The organism is Pseudomonas sp. Irchel 3E19 (assembly GCF_900187585.1).
GTDB lineage: Bacteria > Pseudomonadota > Gammaproteobacteria > Pseudomonadales > Pseudomonadaceae > Aquipseudomonas > Aquipseudomonas baetica.
This window is the reverse complement of sequence record NZ_FYDT01000007.1, coordinates 75,872-92,386: the sequence shown is the minus strand read 5'-3', so window position 1 is coordinate 92,386 and position 16,515 is coordinate 75,872. Positions and strand designations below refer to the sequence as shown.

15 protein-coding genes and 1 tRNA gene are annotated in these 16,515 nt (G+C 59.3%); 9 read left to right on the top strand and 7 right to left on the bottom strand.

Annotation, left to right across the window (positions count from 1 at the left end; translation table 11 throughout):
• Nucleotides 1-11 precede the first annotated feature (11 nt).
• From arcC to CKW18_RS06690, 9 genes are all read left to right on the top strand, one after another.
• Nucleotides 12-941: a carbamate kinase gene (gene arcC, locus CKW18_RS06730; protein WP_095188036.1), complete on the top strand. Its 930-nt coding sequence runs from the start codon at nucleotides 12-14 to the stop codon at nucleotides 939-941.
• Nucleotides 942-1,003: 62 nt separating this feature from the next.
• A complete protein-coding gene (locus CKW18_RS06725; RefSeq protein WP_095188035.1) occupies nucleotides 1,004-1,366 on the top strand; it encodes a DUF5064 family protein in 363 nt (120 codons plus the stop codon).
• A gap of 210 nt (nucleotides 1,367-1,576) precedes the next feature.
• Nucleotides 1,577-3,085, top strand: coding sequence for a sigma-54-dependent transcriptional regulator (locus CKW18_RS06720; protein ID WP_095188034.1), 1,509 nt, complete (start codon nucleotides 1,577-1,579; stop codon nucleotides 3,083-3,085).
• Nucleotides 3,086-3,515: 430 nt separating this feature from the next.
• Complete coding sequence (gcvH, locus tag CKW18_RS06715; protein ID WP_007962059.1) at nucleotides 3,516-3,899, top strand: glycine cleavage system protein GcvH; 384 nt, start codon at nucleotides 3,516-3,518, stop codon at nucleotides 3,897-3,899.
• Between the two features lie 11 nt (nucleotides 3,900-3,910).
• Nucleotides 3,911-6,763: an aminomethyl-transferring glycine dehydrogenase gene (gene gcvP / locus CKW18_RS06710; RefSeq protein WP_095188033.1), complete on the top strand. Its 2,853-nt coding sequence runs from the start codon at nucleotides 3,911-3,913 to the stop codon at nucleotides 6,761-6,763.
• A 203-nt stretch (nucleotides 6,764-6,966) separates the two neighbouring features.
• Complete coding sequence (locus CKW18_RS06705) at nucleotides 6,967-8,343, top strand: L-serine ammonia-lyase (RefSeq protein ID WP_095188032.1); 1,377 nt, start codon at nucleotides 6,967-6,969, stop codon at nucleotides 8,341-8,343.
• A 51-nt stretch (nucleotides 8,344-8,394) separates the two neighbouring features.
• Entirely contained in the window at nucleotides 8,395-9,519 is a 1,125-nt protein-coding gene (gene gcvT, locus CKW18_RS06700) for a glycine cleavage system aminomethyltransferase GcvT (RefSeq protein WP_095188031.1), read from the top strand.
• A gap of 404 nt (nucleotides 9,520-9,923) precedes the next feature.
• A complete protein-coding gene (locus tag CKW18_RS06695; RefSeq protein ID WP_003227496.1) occupies nucleotides 9,924-10,136 on the top strand; it encodes a cold-shock protein in 213 nt (70 codons plus the stop codon).
• A gap of 96 nt (nucleotides 10,137-10,232) precedes the next feature.
• A complete protein-coding gene (locus CKW18_RS06690) occupies nucleotides 10,233-10,721 on the top strand; it encodes an RDD family protein (protein ID WP_095188030.1) in 489 nt (162 codons plus the stop codon).
• A gap of 136 nt (nucleotides 10,722-10,857) precedes the next feature.
• Here CKW18_RS06690 and nadA read toward each other — a convergent pair whose 3' ends face one another.
• The 7 genes from nadA to tolB form a co-directional block, all read right to left on the bottom strand.
• A complete protein-coding gene (gene nadA, locus CKW18_RS06685) occupies nucleotides 10,858-11,916 on the bottom strand; it encodes a quinolinate synthase NadA (RefSeq protein WP_042560632.1) in 1,059 nt (352 codons plus the stop codon).
• 271 nt (nucleotides 11,917-12,187) lie between these two features.
• Nucleotides 12,188-12,263 (bottom strand) — tRNA-Lys (locus tag CKW18_RS06680).
• A 62-nt stretch (nucleotides 12,264-12,325) separates the two neighbouring features.
• Complete coding sequence (gene queC / locus CKW18_RS06675; protein ID WP_095188029.1) at nucleotides 12,326-13,018, bottom strand: 7-cyano-7-deazaguanine synthase QueC; 693 nt, start codon at nucleotides 13,016-13,018, stop codon at nucleotides 12,326-12,328.
• Between the two features lies 1 nt (nucleotide 13,019).
• On the bottom strand, nucleotides 13,020-13,667 hold the full coding sequence (gene queE / locus CKW18_RS06670) for a 7-carboxy-7-deazaguanine synthase QueE (RefSeq protein ID WP_095188028.1): 648 nt from the start codon (nucleotides 13,665-13,667) through the stop codon (nucleotides 13,020-13,022).
• Between the two features lie 166 nt (nucleotides 13,668-13,833).
• Nucleotides 13,834-14,667, bottom strand: a complete 834-nt coding sequence (gene ybgF, locus CKW18_RS06665) for a tol-pal system protein YbgF (protein WP_007912724.1) — start codon at nucleotides 14,665-14,667, stop codon at nucleotides 13,834-13,836.
• A gap of 6 nt (nucleotides 14,668-14,673) precedes the next feature.
• The gene (gene pal, locus CKW18_RS06660; RefSeq protein WP_003178634.1) at nucleotides 14,674-15,171 is read right to left on the bottom strand and encodes a peptidoglycan-associated lipoprotein Pal; all 498 of its coding nucleotides are present in this window, start codon (nucleotides 15,169-15,171) and stop codon (nucleotides 14,674-14,676) included.
• Nucleotides 15,172-15,223: 52 nt separating this feature from the next.
• Nucleotides 15,224-16,504, bottom strand: a complete 1,281-nt coding sequence (tolB, locus tag CKW18_RS06655; RefSeq protein WP_164747834.1) for a Tol-Pal system beta propeller repeat protein TolB — start codon at nucleotides 16,502-16,504, stop codon at nucleotides 15,224-15,226.
• Between the last annotated feature and the right edge of the window lie 11 nt (nucleotides 16,505-16,515).

Below are 16,515 nucleotides of genomic sequence, written 5' to 3'. Positions count from 1 at the left end.
GGACAAGCACCATGCGTATCGTCGTAGCTCTGGGCGGTAACGCCCTGCTCCGCCGTGGTGAGCCGATGACCGCTGACAATCAGCGCGCCAACATCCGCATCGCCACCGAGCAAATCGCCAAGATCCATCCCGGCAATCAACTGGTCATCGCCCACGGCAATGGCCCGCAAGTCGGCCTGCTGTCACTGCAAGCCGCGGCCTACACCTCCGTCACCCCGTACCCGCTGGACGTGCTCGGTGCCGAAACCGAAGGCATGATCGGTTACATCATCGAGCAGGAACTGGGCAACCTGCTGGATTTCGAAGTGCCGTTCGCCACCCTGCTCACCCAGGTTGAAGTCGACGCCAACGACCCCGCGTTCAAGAACCCGACCAAACCGATCGGCCCGGTCTATGACAAGGCCGAGGCAGAAAAACTCGCCGCTGAAAAAGGCTGGGCGATTGCCCCGGACGGCGACAAGTTCCGCCGTGTGGTCGCCAGCCCCCGGCCGAAACGCATCTTCGAAATCCGCCCGATCAAGTGGCTACTGGACAAGGGCAGCATCGTGATTTGCGCCGGTGGCGGCGGCATTCCGACCATGTATGACGAAAACCGCAACCTCAAGGGCATCGAGGCGGTGATCGACAAGGACTTGTGCTCGTCGCTGCTGGCTGAACAACTGGAAGCGGATTTGCTGGTGATCGCCACCGACGTCAACGCGGCGTTCATCGACTTCGGCAAACCAACGCAGAAAGCCATCGCCGAGGCGCACCCGGACGAACTCGAACGCCTCGGTTTTGCCGCCGGTTCCATGGGACCCAAGGTGCAGGCAGCCTGCGAATTCGCACGCCATACTGGCAAGGTAGCGGTGATCGGTTCGCTGGCGGACATCGAAGCCATCGTTCAGGGCACCGCCGGTACTCGCGTAACCACTGCGAAGCCCGGCATCACTTACCGATAATTAGAAACTCCGGGGGCAGGCCCAAGGTCTGCCCTTCTCCCATGCCTTGAAAGGAGAAACCCATGGCCCAGTTTGAACCCGGTCATTTGCACATCGAACGGCACGCGTTGACCCCGGACGATGTCAGTTACAACGTACACCTCGACTACGAGGTGTTCACCGATCCGCAAAAAGGCAAAGGCATCCAGTTCACGATGCATGGCAACCTTCAGGGCAAGGACATGAAAGAGACGTTCTTCCTGCCCAAGGAAGAGGCCTACAACTTTGCCAACAACGTGACGCGAATCGCCGAGAAGTACGGCATTCCCAGGACCCACAGCCAGATCGGCTCGGTGCACAAGCACTACGACATGATGTTTGAAGACATCCGTAAGCAGCTGGATATGAAATCCGGGGATCCGGTCAATCTCGAGCGCTTCGAATAACCCGCACCCGCCACATTCCCCCTGTGGGAGCGAGCCTGCTCGCGAACGCCATCTGTCAGTCAACTTCTTCATTTCTGACACACCGCATTCGCGAGCAGGCTCGCTCCCACAAGGGAACTATGTAGCTCTGAAAATCGCCGTAAATTTCACCATTAGCCCGCCCCAAGGCATACTTGCCACCCTCCGCTCTGCAGATCACTGAATCGCCCCATGCGTATCCACGTCAGCTTCATCGACCGCGTCGGCATCACCCAGGAAGTCCTGGCCATACTCGGTGGGCGCAATCTCAATCTGGATGCGGTGGAGATGATTCCGCCCAACGTCTACATCGACGCGCCGACCCTCAGCCCGCAAGTGCTCGAAGAACTCAAAGATGCGCTGTTTCGCGTGCTGGGTGTAGAAGCGGTGACGGTGGTCGACATCCTCCCCGGCCAGCGTCGGCACTTACAACTCGATGCCTTGCTCGCAGCAATGACCGATCCGGTACTGGCCCTCGACAGCGCTGGCAAGGTGCTGCTGGCCAACCCGGCACTCATCGCGCTGTACGGTCGCGAACCGGCTGGGGAAAGTGTCGCGGAACTGTTCAACGATCCCGGCCTGCTCGACACCCTGCTCGAACAAGGCTTTCGCTTGCCACTGCGCGAGATCACCGTCAACGGCCAGACCCTGTTGCTCGACGCCACGCCGATCACCGACGCCGGCGCCCTGCTAACGCTGTATCAACCGAACCGCATCGGCGAACAACTCTCGGCACTGCACCACGACCACGCCGAAGGTTTCGATGCACTGCTCGGCGAATCGCCGGCAATCCGCACGCTCAAAGCTCGTGCGCAGCGAGTGGCCGCACTGGATGCGCCGTTGTTGATCCAGGGCGAAACCGGTACCGGTAAAGAACTGGTCGCCCGCGCCTGCCACGCCATCAGTGCGCGGCACAGTGCGCCGTTTCTGGCGCTGAACTGCGCGGCCCTGCCGGAAAACCTCGCCGAGAGCGAACTGTTCGGCTATGCCCCCGGCGCCTTCACAGGCGCAGCGCGCGGCGGCAAACCGGGGCTGATGGAACTGGCCAACCAGGGCACGGTGTTTCTCGATGAGATCGGCGAGATGTCGCCGTACTTGCAGGCCAAGCTGCTGCGTTTTTTGAATGACGGCAGCTTCCGCCGCGTTGGCGGTGATCGTGAGGTGAAGGTCAACGTACGGATTCTCAGCGCGACCCACCGCGACCTGGAAAAAATGGTCAGCGAAGGCCTGTTCCGCGAAGACCTGTTCTACCGCCTCAACGTGCTCAACGTTGAAGTGCCTCCATTGCGCGAACGCGGTCAGGACATTCTGTTGCTCGCGCGTTATTTCATGCAGCAGGCCTGTGCGCAGATCCAGCGCCCGGTGTGCCGCCTGGCCCCCGGCACTTATCCGGCGCTGCTCGGTAACCGCTGGCCGGGCAACGTGCGGCAACTGCAGAACGTGATCTTCCGCGCCGCCGCGATCTGCGAAAGCAGCCTCGTCGACATCGGCGACCTCGACATTGCCGGCACTTCGATGGCGCGGCAGACCGACAGCGACGTCGACAGCCTCGAACAAGCCGTCGAATCCTTCGAAAGATCGCTGCTGGAAAAACTCTACGTCAGCTACCCCTCGACCCGCCAACTGGCCAGCCGCCTGCAAACCTCGCACACCGCCATCGCCCATCGACTGCGCAAATACGGCATTCCCAACAAACCCTGAGCCATCACTGTCCCTTTGTGGGAGCGAGCCTGCTCGCGAATGCGGTGTGTCAATTGACATTAATGTGCCTGATGCGCCGCTTTCGCGAGCAGGCTCGCTCCCACAAAGTATGTAACGGATTCGAAATCCGCTCAAAAACGACCTCCATCTGTACTGAAAGCGCTACAGCGGAACGATATCGATACACCGTCCTCCAGCCACCGCTTTGCAAGGCTTTGATCCGCTTAAGCTTTTTCTCTCGCCCCAAGCTGTAGCGATTTCGCTACACGCACGCGTTTTCATTTAGACCTAAACCACTTCAAGCCATTGATTTAAAACAATAAATTAATCTTGGCTGCGTTCTTGCTAATCAACCCCTCATAAATAAGGGCTTCCCTGCCCACGCTTTCCACCGCGTCCACCAGACGAGTCTGGCCCCTGAGGAGTTTCCATGAGCGAGTTGCGTTTTACTGAAGATCACGAATGGCTGCGCACCGAAGCTGACGGCAGCGTTACTGTCGGCATCACCGCTTTCGCGCAGAACGCCCTAGGCGACGTGGTGTTCGTGCAACTGCCTGAGCTGCAGGCTTACGAAAAAGGCGCTGAAGCCGCCACCGTGGAATCGGTGAAAGCTGCCAGCGGCGTGTACATGCCCCTCGATGGCGATGTGCTGGAAGTGAACCCGGCGCTGGAAGACGCCCCGGAACTGGTCAACGAAGATCCGCTGGGCGAAGGCTGGTTCTTCCGCTTCCAGCCAAGTGACGCCGCCGCTGTCGGCAAACTGCTGGATCAGGACGCGTATGACCGTCTAATCAAAGCCCAAGCCGAAGCCTGAGGAGACCTGTCATGACTCAAGTAAACCTTGGCACCGCCAACGAATTCATCGCCCGTCACATCGGCCCGCGCGCCGGTGACGAGCAAGCCATGCTCAACAGCCTCGGCTTCGACTCGCTTGAAGCCCTGAGCGCCAGCGTCATCCCGGAAAGCATCAAGGGCACCAGCGTGCTCGGCATGGACGACGGCCTGAGCGAAGCCGACGCCCTGGCGATGATCAAATCCATCGCTGGCAAAAACCAGCTGTTCAAGACCTACATCGGCCAGGGCTACTACAACTGCCACACGCCGTCGCCAATCCTGCGCAACCTGCTGGAAAACCCGGCCTGGTACACCGCTTACACGCCGTACCAGCCAGAAATTTCCCAGGGCCGTCTCGAAGCGCTGCTGAACTTCCAGACCCTGATCAGCGACCTCACCGGCCTGCCGATCGCCAACGCTTCCCTGCTCGACGAAGCCACCGCCGCTGCCGAAGCCATGACCTTCTGCAAACGCCTGAGCAAGAACAAGGGCAGCCACCAATTCTTCGCCTCGATCCACAGCCACCCGCAAACCCTTGACGTGCTGCGCACCCGTGCCGAGCCGCTGGGCATTGAAGTGGTCGTGGGCGACGAGCGTGAACTGACCGACGTCACCCCGTTCTTCGGCGCCCTGCTGCAATACCCGGCGAGCAACGGTGATGTGTTCGACTACCGCGAACTGACCGAACGCTTCCACACCGCCAACGCTTTGGTGGCCGTGGCCGCTGACCTGCTGGCTCTGACTTTGCTGACCGCCCCGGGCGAATTTGGCGCTGACGTGGCCATCGGTTCCGCGCAACGTTTCGGTGTGCCGCTGGGCTTCGGTGGCCCGCACGCGGCTTACTTCTCGACTAAAGATGCGTTCAAGCGCGACATGCCGGGCCGTCTGGTCGGTGTCTCGGTTGACCGTTTCGGCAAGCCAGCGCTGCGTCTGGCGATGCAGACCCGCGAGCAACACATCCGCCGCGAGAAGGCCACCTCGAACATCTGCACCGCGCAAGTGCTGCTGGCCAACATTGCCAGCATGTACGCCGTCTACCACGGCCCGAAAGGTCTGACCCAGATCGCCAATCGCGTGCATCACCTGACCGCGATTCTGGCCAAGGGCCTGAGCACACTGGGTCTGAAGGTCGAGCAGGAAAGCTTCTTCGACACCCTGACTCTGGCCACGGGCGCGCAAACCGCCGCGCTGCACGACAAGGCTCACGCCCAGCAGATCAACCTGCGTGTCATTGACGCCCAACGTCTGGGTCTGTCGGTTGACGAAACCACCGCTCAGGCTGATATCGAAACCCTGTGGAGCGTCTTCGCCGACGGCAAAACCCTGCCGGACTTCGCCGCCCTCGCCGCGACCGTGCAGAGCACCATTCCTGCTGCGCTGGTACGCCAGTCGCCGATTCTCAGCCACCCGGTGTTCAACCGTTATCACTCGGAAACCGAGCTGATGCGCTACCTGCGCAAACTGGCCGACAAGGATCTGGCACTGGATCGCACCATGATCCCGCTGGGTTCGTGCACCATGAAACTCAACGCCGCCAGCGAAATGATCCCGGTCACCTGGGCCGAATTCGGTGCGCTGCACCCGTTCGCTCCGGCCGCACAAAGCGCCGGTTATCAGCAACTGACCGATGAACTGGAAGCGATGCTCTGCGCCGCCACCGGTTACGATTCGATCTCGCTGCAACCGAACGCCGGTTCGCAAGGTGAATACGCGGGCCTGCTGGCGATCCGCGCCTATCACCAGAGCCGTGGCGATGAGCGTCGCGACATCTGCCTGATCCCGTCGTCCGCCCACGGCACCAACCCTGCTACTGCCAACATGGCCGGCATGCGCGTGGTCGTGACCGCGTGCGACGCTCGCGGCAACGTCGACATCGAAGACCTGCGCGCCAAAGCCATCGAGCACCGCGAACACCTCGCCGCGCTGATGATCACCTACCCGTCGACCCACGGTGTGTTCGAAGAAGGTATCCGCGAAATCTGCGGGATCATTCATGACAACGGCGGCCAGGTGTATATCGACGGCGCCAACATGAACGCGATGGTCGGCCTCTGCGCGCCGGGCAAGTTCGGCGGCGACGTATCGCACCTGAACCTGCACAAAACCTTCTGCATCCCCCACGGCGGTGGTGGCCCGGGCGTCGGCCCGATTGGCGTCAAGTCGCACCTGACACCGTTCCTGCCGGGGCACGGCACCATGGAGCGCAAAGAAGGCGCGGTCTGCGCGGCACCGTTCGGCAGCGCGAGCATTCTGCCGATCACCTGGATGTACATTCGCATGATGGGTGGCGCAGGCCTCAAGCGCGCTTCGCAACTGGCGATCCTCAATGCCAACTACATTTCCCGTCGCCTCGAAGAGCACTACCCAGTGCTGTACACCGGCAGCAACGGCTTGGTCGCGCACGAATGCATCCTCGACCTGCGCCCGTTGAAAGACAGCAGCGGCATCAGCGTCGATGACGTCGCCAAGCGTCTGATCGACTTCGGCTTCCACGCCCCGACCATGTCGTTCCCGGTCGCCGGCACGCTGATGATCGAGCCGACCGAAAGCGAATCCAAAGAAGAACTGGACCGTTTCTGCGACGCGATGATCCGCATCCGCGAAGAAATCCGCGCGGTGGAAAACGGCACCCTCGACAAGGACGACAACCCACTGAAGAACGCTCCGCACACGGCGGCGGAACTGGTTGGCGAGTGGACGCACCCGTACAGCCGCGAGCAAGCGGTTTACCCGGTTGCGTCGTTGATCGAGGGCAAATACTGGCCACCGGTCGGGCGCGTCGACAACGTGTTCGGCGATCGCAACCTGGTTTGTGCCTGCCCGTCGATCGAAAGCTACGCTTAAACCCGTGTGGGGGCATTTATTTGCCCCCACTCTCAACAACACCACAGATCCCAATGTGGGAGCGGGCTTGCTCGCGAATGCGGTGAATCAGTCACATGTATATTGAATGACCCACCGCATTCGCGAGCAAGCCCGCTCCCACAGGGAATGCATCAAGCCTGATATTGCGCCAATTCCTATAACAAGAAACCGGAGAACCACTCATGTCGTTAAGCGTGTTCGACCTGTTCAAGATTGGCATCGGCCCCTCCAGTTCCCACACCGTCGGCCCGATGCGTGCCGCCGCGCGCTTCGCCGAAGGCCTGCGCCGGGAAAACCTGTTGACTGTGACTGCGAGTGTTCGCGTCGAGCTGTACGGCTCGCTCGGCGCCACCGGCAAGGGTCACGGTAGCGACAAAGCCGTGCTGCTCGGCCTTGAAGGCGAACACCCGGACACCGTCGACACCGAAACCGTCGCGGCTCGATTACAAGAAATTCGCAGCCACGCGCGCCTCAACCTGCTCGGTGAACACAGCATTGCGTTCAACGAGAAAGAACATCTGGCGATGATCCGCAAACCGTTGGCCTATCACCCCAACGGCATGATTTTCCGCGCGTTCGACGCGGCGGGCATTCAGATCCGCAGCCGCGAGTACTACTCGGTCGGCGGTGGTTTTGTTGTCGATGAGGACGCGGCCGGTGCCGATCGCATCGTCGAAGACGCCACGCCGCTGACCTTCCCGTTCAAAAGTGCCAAGGACTTGCTCGCGCATTGCAGCACGTATGGCCTGTCGATCAGCCAGGTGATGCTGACCAACGAAAGCGCCTGGCGCCCGGAAGCGGAAACCCGCGCCGGCCTGCTGAAAATCTGGCAGGTGATGCAGGACTGCGTCGCCGCAGGTTGTCGCAACGAAGGCATTCTGCCCGGCGGTTTGAAGGTCAAGCGCCGCGCGGCCGCACTGCACCGGCAACTGTGCAAGAACCCGGAATCGGCGTTGCGCGATCCGCTGTCGGTGCTCGACTGGGTCAACCTCTACGCGCTGGCGGTCAACGAAGAAAACGCCAACGGCGGCCGGGTGGTCACCGCGCCAACCAATGGCGCGGCGGGGATCATTCCGGCGGTGCTGCATTACTACATGCGCTTCATTCCCGGCTCGAACGATGACGGCGTCGTGCGTTTTCTGCTCACCGCCGCTGCAATCGGCATTCTGTACAAGGAAAACGCCTCGATCTCCGGCGCCGAAGTCGGTTGTCAGGGAGAAGTCGGCGTGGCCTGTTCGATGGCGGCCGGGGCGTTGTGCGAAGTGCTCGGCGGCAGCGTTCAGCAAGTCGAGAACGCGGCGGAAATCGGTATGGAACACAACCTCGGCCTGACCTGCGACCCGATTGGCGGACTGGTTCAGGTGCCGTGCATCGAGCGCAACGCCATGGGCTCGGTGAAGGCGATCAACGCGGTGCGCATGGCCATGCGTGGCGACGGGCAGCACTTCGTTTCCCTCGACAAAGTCATCCGCACCATGCGCCAGACCGGCGCCGACATGAAAAGCAAATACAAAGAGACCGCCCGCGGCGGTCTGGCGGTCAACATTATCGAATGCTAATTAGCCCCTTCTCCCTTCGGGAGAGGGTTGGTGTGAATCAAGGAGTTCCGCATGTCCACCGAACAACTGTCGAAAACCCCGCTGCACGCTCTGCACCTCGAACTCGGCGCCCGCATGGTGCCATTCGCCGGCTACGACATGCCGGTGCAATACCCGTTGGGCGTGATGAAAGAACACCAGCACACCCGTGAGCAAGCCGGGCTGTTCGATGTCTCGCACATGGGCCAGATCCGCCTGACCGGCGCCAATGCCGCCAAGGCCCTGGAAACCCTGGTGCCGGTGGACATCATCGATCTGCCGGTGGGCATGCAGCGCTACGCGATGTTCACCAACGATAGCGGCGGCATCCTCGACGACCTGATGGTCGCCAACCTCGGCAACGACGAACTGTTTCTGGTGGTCAACGCCGCGTGCAAGGATCAGGACCTGGCGCACCTGCAAAAGCACATCGGCGATCAGTGCACCATTACGGCGCTGTTCGAAGAGCGCGCCCTCTTGGCATTGCAGGGTCCGGCAGCCGTTACCGTGCTGGCGCGACTGGCGCCGGAAGTGGCGAAGATGACTTTTATGCAGTTCAACCGCGTGCAGCTGCTGGGCGTCGATTGCTTTGTCAGCCGTTCGGGCTACACCGGTGAAGACGGTTTCGAAATCTCGGTACCGGCCGCCGATGCAGAGAAACTCGCCCGCGCCCTGCTCGCCGAACCGGAAGTTCAGGCCATCGGCCTCGGCGCTCGCGATTCGCTGCGTCTGGAAGCTGGCCTGTGCCTCTACGGCCACGACATGAACACCAAGACCACACCCATCGAAGCCAGCCTGCTGTGGGCGATCTCCAAGCCGCGCCGCGCAGACGGCGCGCGTGCCGGCGGGTTCCCTGGGGCGGAGCAGGTTTTCACTCAGCAACAGAACGGTGTCGCGCGCAAACGCGTTGGCCTGCTGCCGCAGGAACGCACGCCAGTGCGTGAAGGCGCAGAAATCGTCAACGAAGCCGGCGAGATCATCGGCAGTGTGTGCAGCGGCGGCTTCGGTCCTACCCTGGGCGGGCCGTTGGCAATGGGTTACCTCGACAGCGCCTATGTCACGCTCGATACCTCGGTTTGGGCCATAGTGCGTGGGAAAAAGGTGCAAATGCGTGTAAGCAAAATGCCATTTGTTCCGCAACGCTACTATCGTGGTTGATTGGCTGTTTCCATAAGTAACGCGATTGCGTTATGCGTGCACTAATGTGTAACGCAATCGCCACAAAAAAGTGCATTTTCTAACATCTGATTCGAATATGAACTTTGCTTATAACGATCGAAAACAATGGAACAAGCCAATCGTCTAAGCCCGCACTAGCGAACTGACTAATTGCCAGCAAGCGCAGCAAAACCGGGGCCTTCGCGGGGCTTGTTTTTTCTCCCGTAGTTGGCGTAGAGTTTGTCTACTGTGTTTGCATGGGTCAGCTTTGAATCGTGACCTGGGCAGTAGCCTACAAGTTAGCTACATCCCGTTCGACGTCTTCTTACTCTCCTGCAACCAGCCCCAGTACTCTTTCATGAGAAAGAGACTGTCATCAATTTATGCGTCAAAGGAAATAAGAAATGTCCACACGTCAGAGCGGTACCGTCAAGTGGTTTAACGACGAGAAAGGTTTTGGTTTTATCACTCCAGAAAGCGGTCCGGATCTGTTCGTGCATTTCCGCGCTATTCAGGGCAACGGCTTCAAGAGCCTGAAAGAAGGCCAGAAAGTGACTTTCGTTGCCGTGCAAGGCCAGAAAGGCATGCAGGCTGACGAAGTACAAGCCGAAGCCTGATCTCTGTAACGAAAAAGCCCCTGATATTGATATCAGGGGCTTTTTTGTGCGCGCGAATCCGTAAAATGGCGCTTCATTTTGCGTCCAGAGGCTGCCATGTCGAAAAACCTGCTCACGCCCCAGGGCGACTTTCCTGCCGTTGGCCTCGGCCGGCGTCTGGCGGCGATGTTCTATGACTTTCTGTTGTGCACCGCCCTGCTGATCGTCACCGGCTTCATCTACAAGCTCATTCAGGCGGCGATCATCGGCGAGGAGCGTCTGCGGGCGATGACCGATGCCGGGCAGATGGATGGTGATCCGCTGTACTCGACTGTGCTTTTGCTGGTGCTGTTTGGCTTCTTCGCCAAGTTCTGGACCCATGGTGGGCAGACACTCGGCATGCAAGTGTGGGGTATTCGCGTGCAGAACGCTGACGGCACAGCGATCAGTCTGTGGCAGGCGTTGTTGCGGTTCATGGTGTCGATTGCTTCATGGCTGTGCGTCGGCCTGGGATTCTTCTGGTCGCTGTACGACAAGCAGAAGCGCACGTGGCATGACATCTATTCCGATACTCGCGTGGTGCGGATCCCGAAAAAGACCAAGTAACCTCCAGACACCGAATACCAATGTGGGAGCGTGCTTGCTTGCGAAGGCGTCGTATCAGTCAATTTCAATGGTGACTGATACACCGCCTTCGCGAACAAGCCCGCTCCCACATTCGATTTGCGTTGCCTGGAAGATTCTACGCGTTACCGGCCAGCTTCATCCGCGCCGCCTGGGTAAAGTCCAGCATCCGCTTCAAAGGCCGAATCGCCTGAGGAATCAACGCCGGATCAACAAAGATCTCGTTCGTCCCTTCTTTCAAGCTCTTGAGCGTGCGCTCAAGGGTGTTCATGGCCATCCACGGGCAATGTGCGCAACTGCGGCACGCTGCGCCGTTACCGGCCGTTGGCGCCTCGATGAAGACCTTGTCCGGGCACAGCTGCTGCATCTTGTAGAAGATGCCACGGTCGGTGGCGACGATCAGGGTCTTGTTCGGCAGACTCTGGGCAGCAGCGATCAATTGACTGGTGGAGCCGACGGCATCCGCCAGTTCGATCACCGCCGTCGGCGACTCAGGGTGTACCAGAATCGCAGCGTCCGGGTACAAGGCCTTCATGTCTTCGAGTTGCTTGGACTTGAACTCTTCGTGGACGATGCAGGCACCGTCCCACAACAGCATGTCAGCGCCGGTCTTGCGCTGGATGTAGGTGCCCAGATGCTTGTCCGGGCCCCAGATGATCGTTTCGCCGTTGTCCATCAGGCTTTCGACGATTTCCAGCGCACAACTCGACGTCACTACCCAGTCGGCCCGGGCTTTGACGGCGGCGGACGTGTTGGCATACACCACCACCGTGCGCTCCGGGTGCTGATCGCAGAAGGCCGAGAACTCATCCACCGGGCAACCCAGATCGAGTGAACAGGTCGCTTCCAGGGTCGGCATCAGCACGCGTTTTTCAGGGTTGAGAATTTTTGCGGTCTCGCCCATGAACTTCACGCCGGCAACGACCACGGTCTTGGCCGGGTGGGCGTTGCCGAAGCGGGCCATTTCCAGGGAGTCGGACACACAGCCGCCGGTTTCTTCGGCCAGGGCCTGAATCACAGGATCGCAATAGAAGTGAGCCACCAGCACCGCGTCCTGAGCCTTGAGCTCGGCGGCGATGGCGGAACGGTAATAAGCCTCTTCCTCGGCGGTCAGCGGTTTGGGCTGTTTGGCATCGAGGTGAGCTTGAACCAGAAGGCGTTCGGAAATCTGCGTCATGTTCGCAAGACCTGCAGGCGCTTTCGCGCGAAAGTCGAGTATACACCCGGCTCCGGACCGCTTGAGGGTACCGCCGGGAGAGTGAGTTTTATCAGGCACGGACAGCGTTTAAGCTGCGCAAGGCTACAGAATATCCGGTTGATACAAAAGATGATTCTGACCTGCGTCAGCGCCGCTGGCACTGAAACAACGCATGGCCAGATTGCAGGCAAAAAAAAACCCGGAAATCCTCACTTTCGTGGGCCTTCCGGATTTTCTAAACCGCCAAATATGGTGGGTCGTGTGGGATTCGAACCTACGACCAATTGGTTAAAAGCCAACTGCTCTACCAACTGAGCTAACGACCCGCTGTGTGGTGGCGCGTATAATACTGATTTTTAAGGACTATTCAACACCTTTTTGAAAATAATCAAAAATAAGGTGTTGGATCACTGACACCAGCCGCTGCAAAGCCTTCCGCACGCAGCCGGCAGCTGTCGCATTTGCCGCAGGCACGGCCTTCATCATCGGCCTGATAGCAAGAAACGGTCAGCCCATAATCAACGCCAAGCTTCACGCCCGCCTGGACGATCTGCGCCTTGCTCAGATTCTGCAGCGGCGCCTGAATACGGAAACCGCTACCTTCAACACCAGCCTTGGTCGCCAGGTTGGCCATGCGCTCGAACGACTCGATGAACTCGGGACGGCAATCAGGGTAACCGGAGTAATCCACAGCATTCACGCCGATAAAGATGTCGCGGGCACCGAGCACTTCAGCCCAACCCAGTGCCAGAGACAGGAACACCGTGTTGCGCGCTGGCACGTAAGTCACCGGAATGCCTTCACCCTGCTCTTCTGGAATATCAATGCTGCTGTCAGTCAGCGCAGAACCGCCCATGCCATTCAAATTAAGGCCGATCACCTTGTGTTCGACCACACCCAGGTCGCGAGCGACGCGAGCAGCAGCGTGCAATTCGGCGTGCGAGCGCTGACCGTAATCAAAACTCATGGTGTAGCAGCTGTAACCTTCGGCGCGCGCCATGGCCACAACAGTGGCCGAATCGAGGCCGCCAGACAGCAGAATCACTGCACGTTTTTCGGTGGCGTTCAGTTGCTCAGCCATGTCAGCGCCCCGGCTCGTCATTCCAAAGATATTTATGCAGTTGCAATTGCAGGCGCACCGGCAGGTTATCCGCTACGACCCAATCTGCCAGATCCCGAGCATTCAGGTCATGGTGGCTTGGGGAAAACAGTACTTCACCGGCACGTCGGTCAAGACCGTACTGGATCAGTTTGGAAACGGCCCAGTCGTAGTCTTCCCGCGAGCAGATGACAAACTTCACCTGATCGTTCGGGGTCAGCAGTTCGATATTCTCGTAACGATTGCGATGGGCTTCTTTCGAACCCGGCGTTTTCAGGTCGACCACACGACTGACGCGCGTATCGACAGCCGAAATATCGAGGGCGCCACTGGTTTCCAGCGAGACCTCGTAGCCGGCATCACACAACTGTTTAAGCAAAGGAATGGCGTTCGGCTGTGCCAACGGCTCGCCGCCGGTGACGCAGACGTAGCGCGGACGGAATCCGGCTACTTGCTCGAGGATATCGTCGAGGGTACGGATTGTGCCGCCACTGAAGGCGTAGGCACTGTCGCAGTATTGGCAACGCAATGGGCAACCGGTCAGGCGCACAAAAACAGTGGGCAGCCCGGCAGTCCGCGTTTCCCCCTGCAACGAGTAGAAAACTTCGGTGATTCTCAATGTGTCTTGCATAGTCGCCACGGGCGTAACAGCTAAACAGGCTGTCCGCCTCCGTCAGGCACTTCAGGTAATCCCGCCAACGCGTAGACCACAAGAAGCGTGTTTCAGAAAAAGGGCGTGAATTCTAACGAAAAAACCCGCGACAGGCGCGGGTTTCTTCTAAACGGGTGCGGCACGCTTACATGCGTTGCAGATCGCGCTGGGCCAACTGAGCGGCAGACGTGCCCGGATATTGGGCCACCACCTGTTGCAGTATGCCTTTTACCTTGTCGGTGTGACCGAGGCGGCGCTCTACATCAGCCAGCTTGTACAGCGAATCCGGCACTTTGGCGTGCTTGGGATACAGCTGCGAAACCTTGGCAAATGCCTGACCTGCACCTTGCAGATCACCTTTGGCCAGGTTCACTTCACCCAACCAGTACTGGGCGTTGCCCGCGTATTGGCTGTTCGGGTATTTGCGCAGGAAAGCGGCGAAAGCCTGGCTGGCCTTGTCGAAATCCTTGGCTTTGATCAGGTCGAAAGCGGCATCGTAATACAGCTTTTCCTTGGCCGGATCACCCGGTTCACTACTTGCAGCAGGTGCCTGGGCAGCAGCCCCGGCGCCAGCGGCAGCACCGGCAGCAGCACTTGCATCGCCACCGGCAGAAGAATTCTCAGGAGTCGCGGCAGGTGCAACGCCGGATCCTATGCGCCGATCAAGATCCTGGTATCGCTCCAGGGATTCTTGCTTCATGCGCGCAACCTGATTCTGCAGTTCTTCTATCACACCTTGCTGGCGCGAAATCTGATCCTGCATCTGTTGCAGTTGGTTGAACAGCATGCCTTGTGCCGAGGCAGGGGCCGAAGCCGCTCCCCCGGCATAGGCGCCGTTCGTACCGTAACCCGCAGGCGGATAACTGCTCCCGCTATTGTTATAACCGGAGTTGTCATCGACCACAGGAACCGCAGCCCACGCCGCAAGCGGCGCGAGGCTGAGAGCCAGAACAGTTACAGCACGACGGCACGTTCGCATATCGAATTACTTACGCAGTTCGACGCGACGGTTTTGAGCCCAGGACTGCTCGTCGTTGCCGGTAGCAACTGGACGCTCTTCGCCGTAGGAAACCAGTTCCAGCTGAGCTGGGGAAACACCTTGCAGTACCAGGTAGCGTTGAACGGCTTTCGCACGACGCTCGCCCAGTGCCATGTTGTACTCACGAGTACCACGTTCGTCGGTGTTGCCTTCCAGAACAACGCGAGCGCCGTTTGCTTTCAGGTCTTTGGCGTGAACGTCCAGAGCGCGCATGGCTTCTGGCTTCAGGTCCGAGCTGTCGTATTCGAAGTAGAAGGTGGTGATTGCGCGCAGAGCAGCTTCTTCGCTCAGGGAACCGTCAACGGCACCAGTGTTTGCGCCGTAACCAGCGTTTGGATCAACAGCGCCTTCACCGGCGTTGTCGCCGCCTTTGGACGAGCAACCTACAGCTACAGCCATGGCCAGAGCCAGCGCAGCAAATTTACCAAACTTCAGCATTTCCATCGTGAAACTCCTAATGAACCCCAGTGTGTTAAGTAAAACGTGTAGCGCCGCGTCAGTTCAGGTAAGGGGACCAGGACGGTTCTCTGACTTCGCCTTGAGCGGTAGGAAGCGGGAGCCTCACGCGTCCATTAATGGACACGAGCATCAAGACTCCCCGGCCCTGCTGGCGGGTGGCGTAGATTACCATGGTGCCGTTGGGCGCAACAGTGGGTGACTCGTCCAGAGTGCTATCAGTGAGGATCTTTACACTACCTCGCTGCAAATCCTGGGCCGCCACCTTGAAATTGGTGAAGCCGTCCTGACGATGGATCATCACCAGGGTCTTTTCATCAGCCGAAAGTTTCGGGTTGGCGTTGTAGTTACCGATGAAGGTCACTCGCTCCGCACCGCCACCACTGGCGCTGGTTTTGTAGATCTGAGGTTTGCCGCCACGGTCCGAGGTGAAGTAGATGGTCGAACCATCCTTGCCCCAGTACGGTTCGGTGTTGATGCCAGGGCCGGCAGTCACGCGAGTGATCTGACGCGAACCGAGGTTCATCACGTAGATGTCCGGGTTACCGTCTTTCGACAAGACGAACGCCAGACGATTGCCATCCGGCGACCAGGCTGGCGCGCCATTCAGGCCTTCGAAGTTGGTGATCTGCTCACGGCGACCAGTGTCAATGTTCTGCATGAAGATGCGCGGACGCTTCTGTTCGAACGACACGTAGGCGATGCGCTTGCCATCCGGTGCGAAACGCGGCGACAGGATCGGCTCACGCGATTGCAGCAGAGTGACTGCGCGAGCACCGTCGTAGTCCGAACGCTGCAGGGTGTAGCGAGTGTTCTTTTCGGAGAAACGCTCAGCTGTCACGTACAGCAGACGGGTCGAAAACGCACCTTTGATACCGGTGAGCTTTTCGAACGACTGGTCCGAGATGAAGTGCGCCATGTCGCGCAATTGCTCGGTGGTGCCGGAAACACTGCCATCAGCCACTTTCTGCTCGGTGGCCACGTTGAACAGCGCCCATTGCACCTGCAGGCGACCGCCCGCTGGAGCGATGCTGCCGACCATCATGTACTGAGCACCCACCGCCTTCCAGTCACGGAAGATGATTTCACTCGGCTGGCTTGGCTGGCTGATCATGTTTTGCTTTGGAATCGGCGAGTAGTAGCCCGAGTTGCGCAAATCGTTACCAATGATTTCAGCCATATCGTCCGGCAGCACGGCACCGCCCTGCATGCCGAACGGAACAACGGCGATCGGAGTGGCCCGATCGCTGCCGCTGGTGACCAGAATGTTCTTTTCATCAGCCATCGCGATCCCTGCCATGCAGCAGATCACGACCAGCATTCCTCGAAGAA

What these genes read in the sequence shown, in the direction of transcription:
- arcC (WP_095188036.1), top strand. Translation starts at nt 12, where the DNA reads ATGCGTATCGTCGTAGCTCTGGGCGGTAACGCCCTGCTCCGCCGTGGT.
- CKW18_RS06725 (WP_095188035.1), top strand. Translation starts at nt 1,004, where the DNA reads ATGGCCCAGTTTGAACCCGGTCATTTGCACATCGAACGGCACGCGTTG.
- CKW18_RS06720 (WP_095188034.1), top strand. Translation starts at nt 1,577, where the DNA reads ATGCGTATCCACGTCAGCTTCATCGACCGCGTCGGCATCACCCAGGAA.
- gcvH (WP_007962059.1), top strand. Translation starts at nt 3,516, where the DNA reads ATGAGCGAGTTGCGTTTTACTGAAGATCACGAATGGCTGCGCACCGAA.
- gcvP (WP_095188033.1), top strand. Translation starts at nt 3,911, where the DNA reads ATGACTCAAGTAAACCTTGGCACCGCCAACGAATTCATCGCCCGTCAC.
- CKW18_RS06705 (WP_095188032.1), top strand. Translation starts at nt 6,967, where the DNA reads ATGTCGTTAAGCGTGTTCGACCTGTTCAAGATTGGCATCGGCCCCTCC.
- gcvT (WP_095188031.1), top strand. Translation starts at nt 8,395, where the DNA reads ATGTCCACCGAACAACTGTCGAAAACCCCGCTGCACGCTCTGCACCTC.
- CKW18_RS06695 (WP_003227496.1), top strand. Translation starts at nt 9,924, where the DNA reads ATGTCCACACGTCAGAGCGGTACCGTCAAGTGGTTTAACGACGAGAAA.
- CKW18_RS06690 (WP_095188030.1), top strand. Translation starts at nt 10,233, where the DNA reads ATGTCGAAAAACCTGCTCACGCCCCAGGGCGACTTTCCTGCCGTTGGC.
- nadA (WP_042560632.1), bottom strand. Translation starts at nt 11,916, where the DNA reads ATGACGCAGATTTCCGAACGCCTTCTGGTTCAAGCTCACCTCGATGCC.
- queC (WP_095188029.1), bottom strand. Translation starts at nt 13,018, where the DNA reads ATGGCTGAGCAACTGAACGCCACCGAAAAACGTGCAGTGATTCTGCTG.
- queE (WP_095188028.1), bottom strand. Translation starts at nt 13,667, where the DNA reads ATGCAAGACACATTGAGAATCACCGAAGTTTTCTACTCGTTGCAGGGG.
- ybgF (WP_007912724.1), bottom strand. Translation starts at nt 14,667, where the DNA reads ATGCGAACGTGCCGTCGTGCTGTAACTGTTCTGGCTCTCAGCCTCGCG.
- pal (WP_003178634.1), bottom strand. Translation starts at nt 15,171, where the DNA reads ATGGAAATGCTGAAGTTTGGTAAATTTGCTGCGCTGGCTCTGGCCATG.
- tolB (WP_164747834.1), bottom strand. Translation starts at nt 16,504, where the DNA reads ATGCTGGTCGTGATCTGCTGCATGGCAGGGATCGCGATGGCTGATGAA.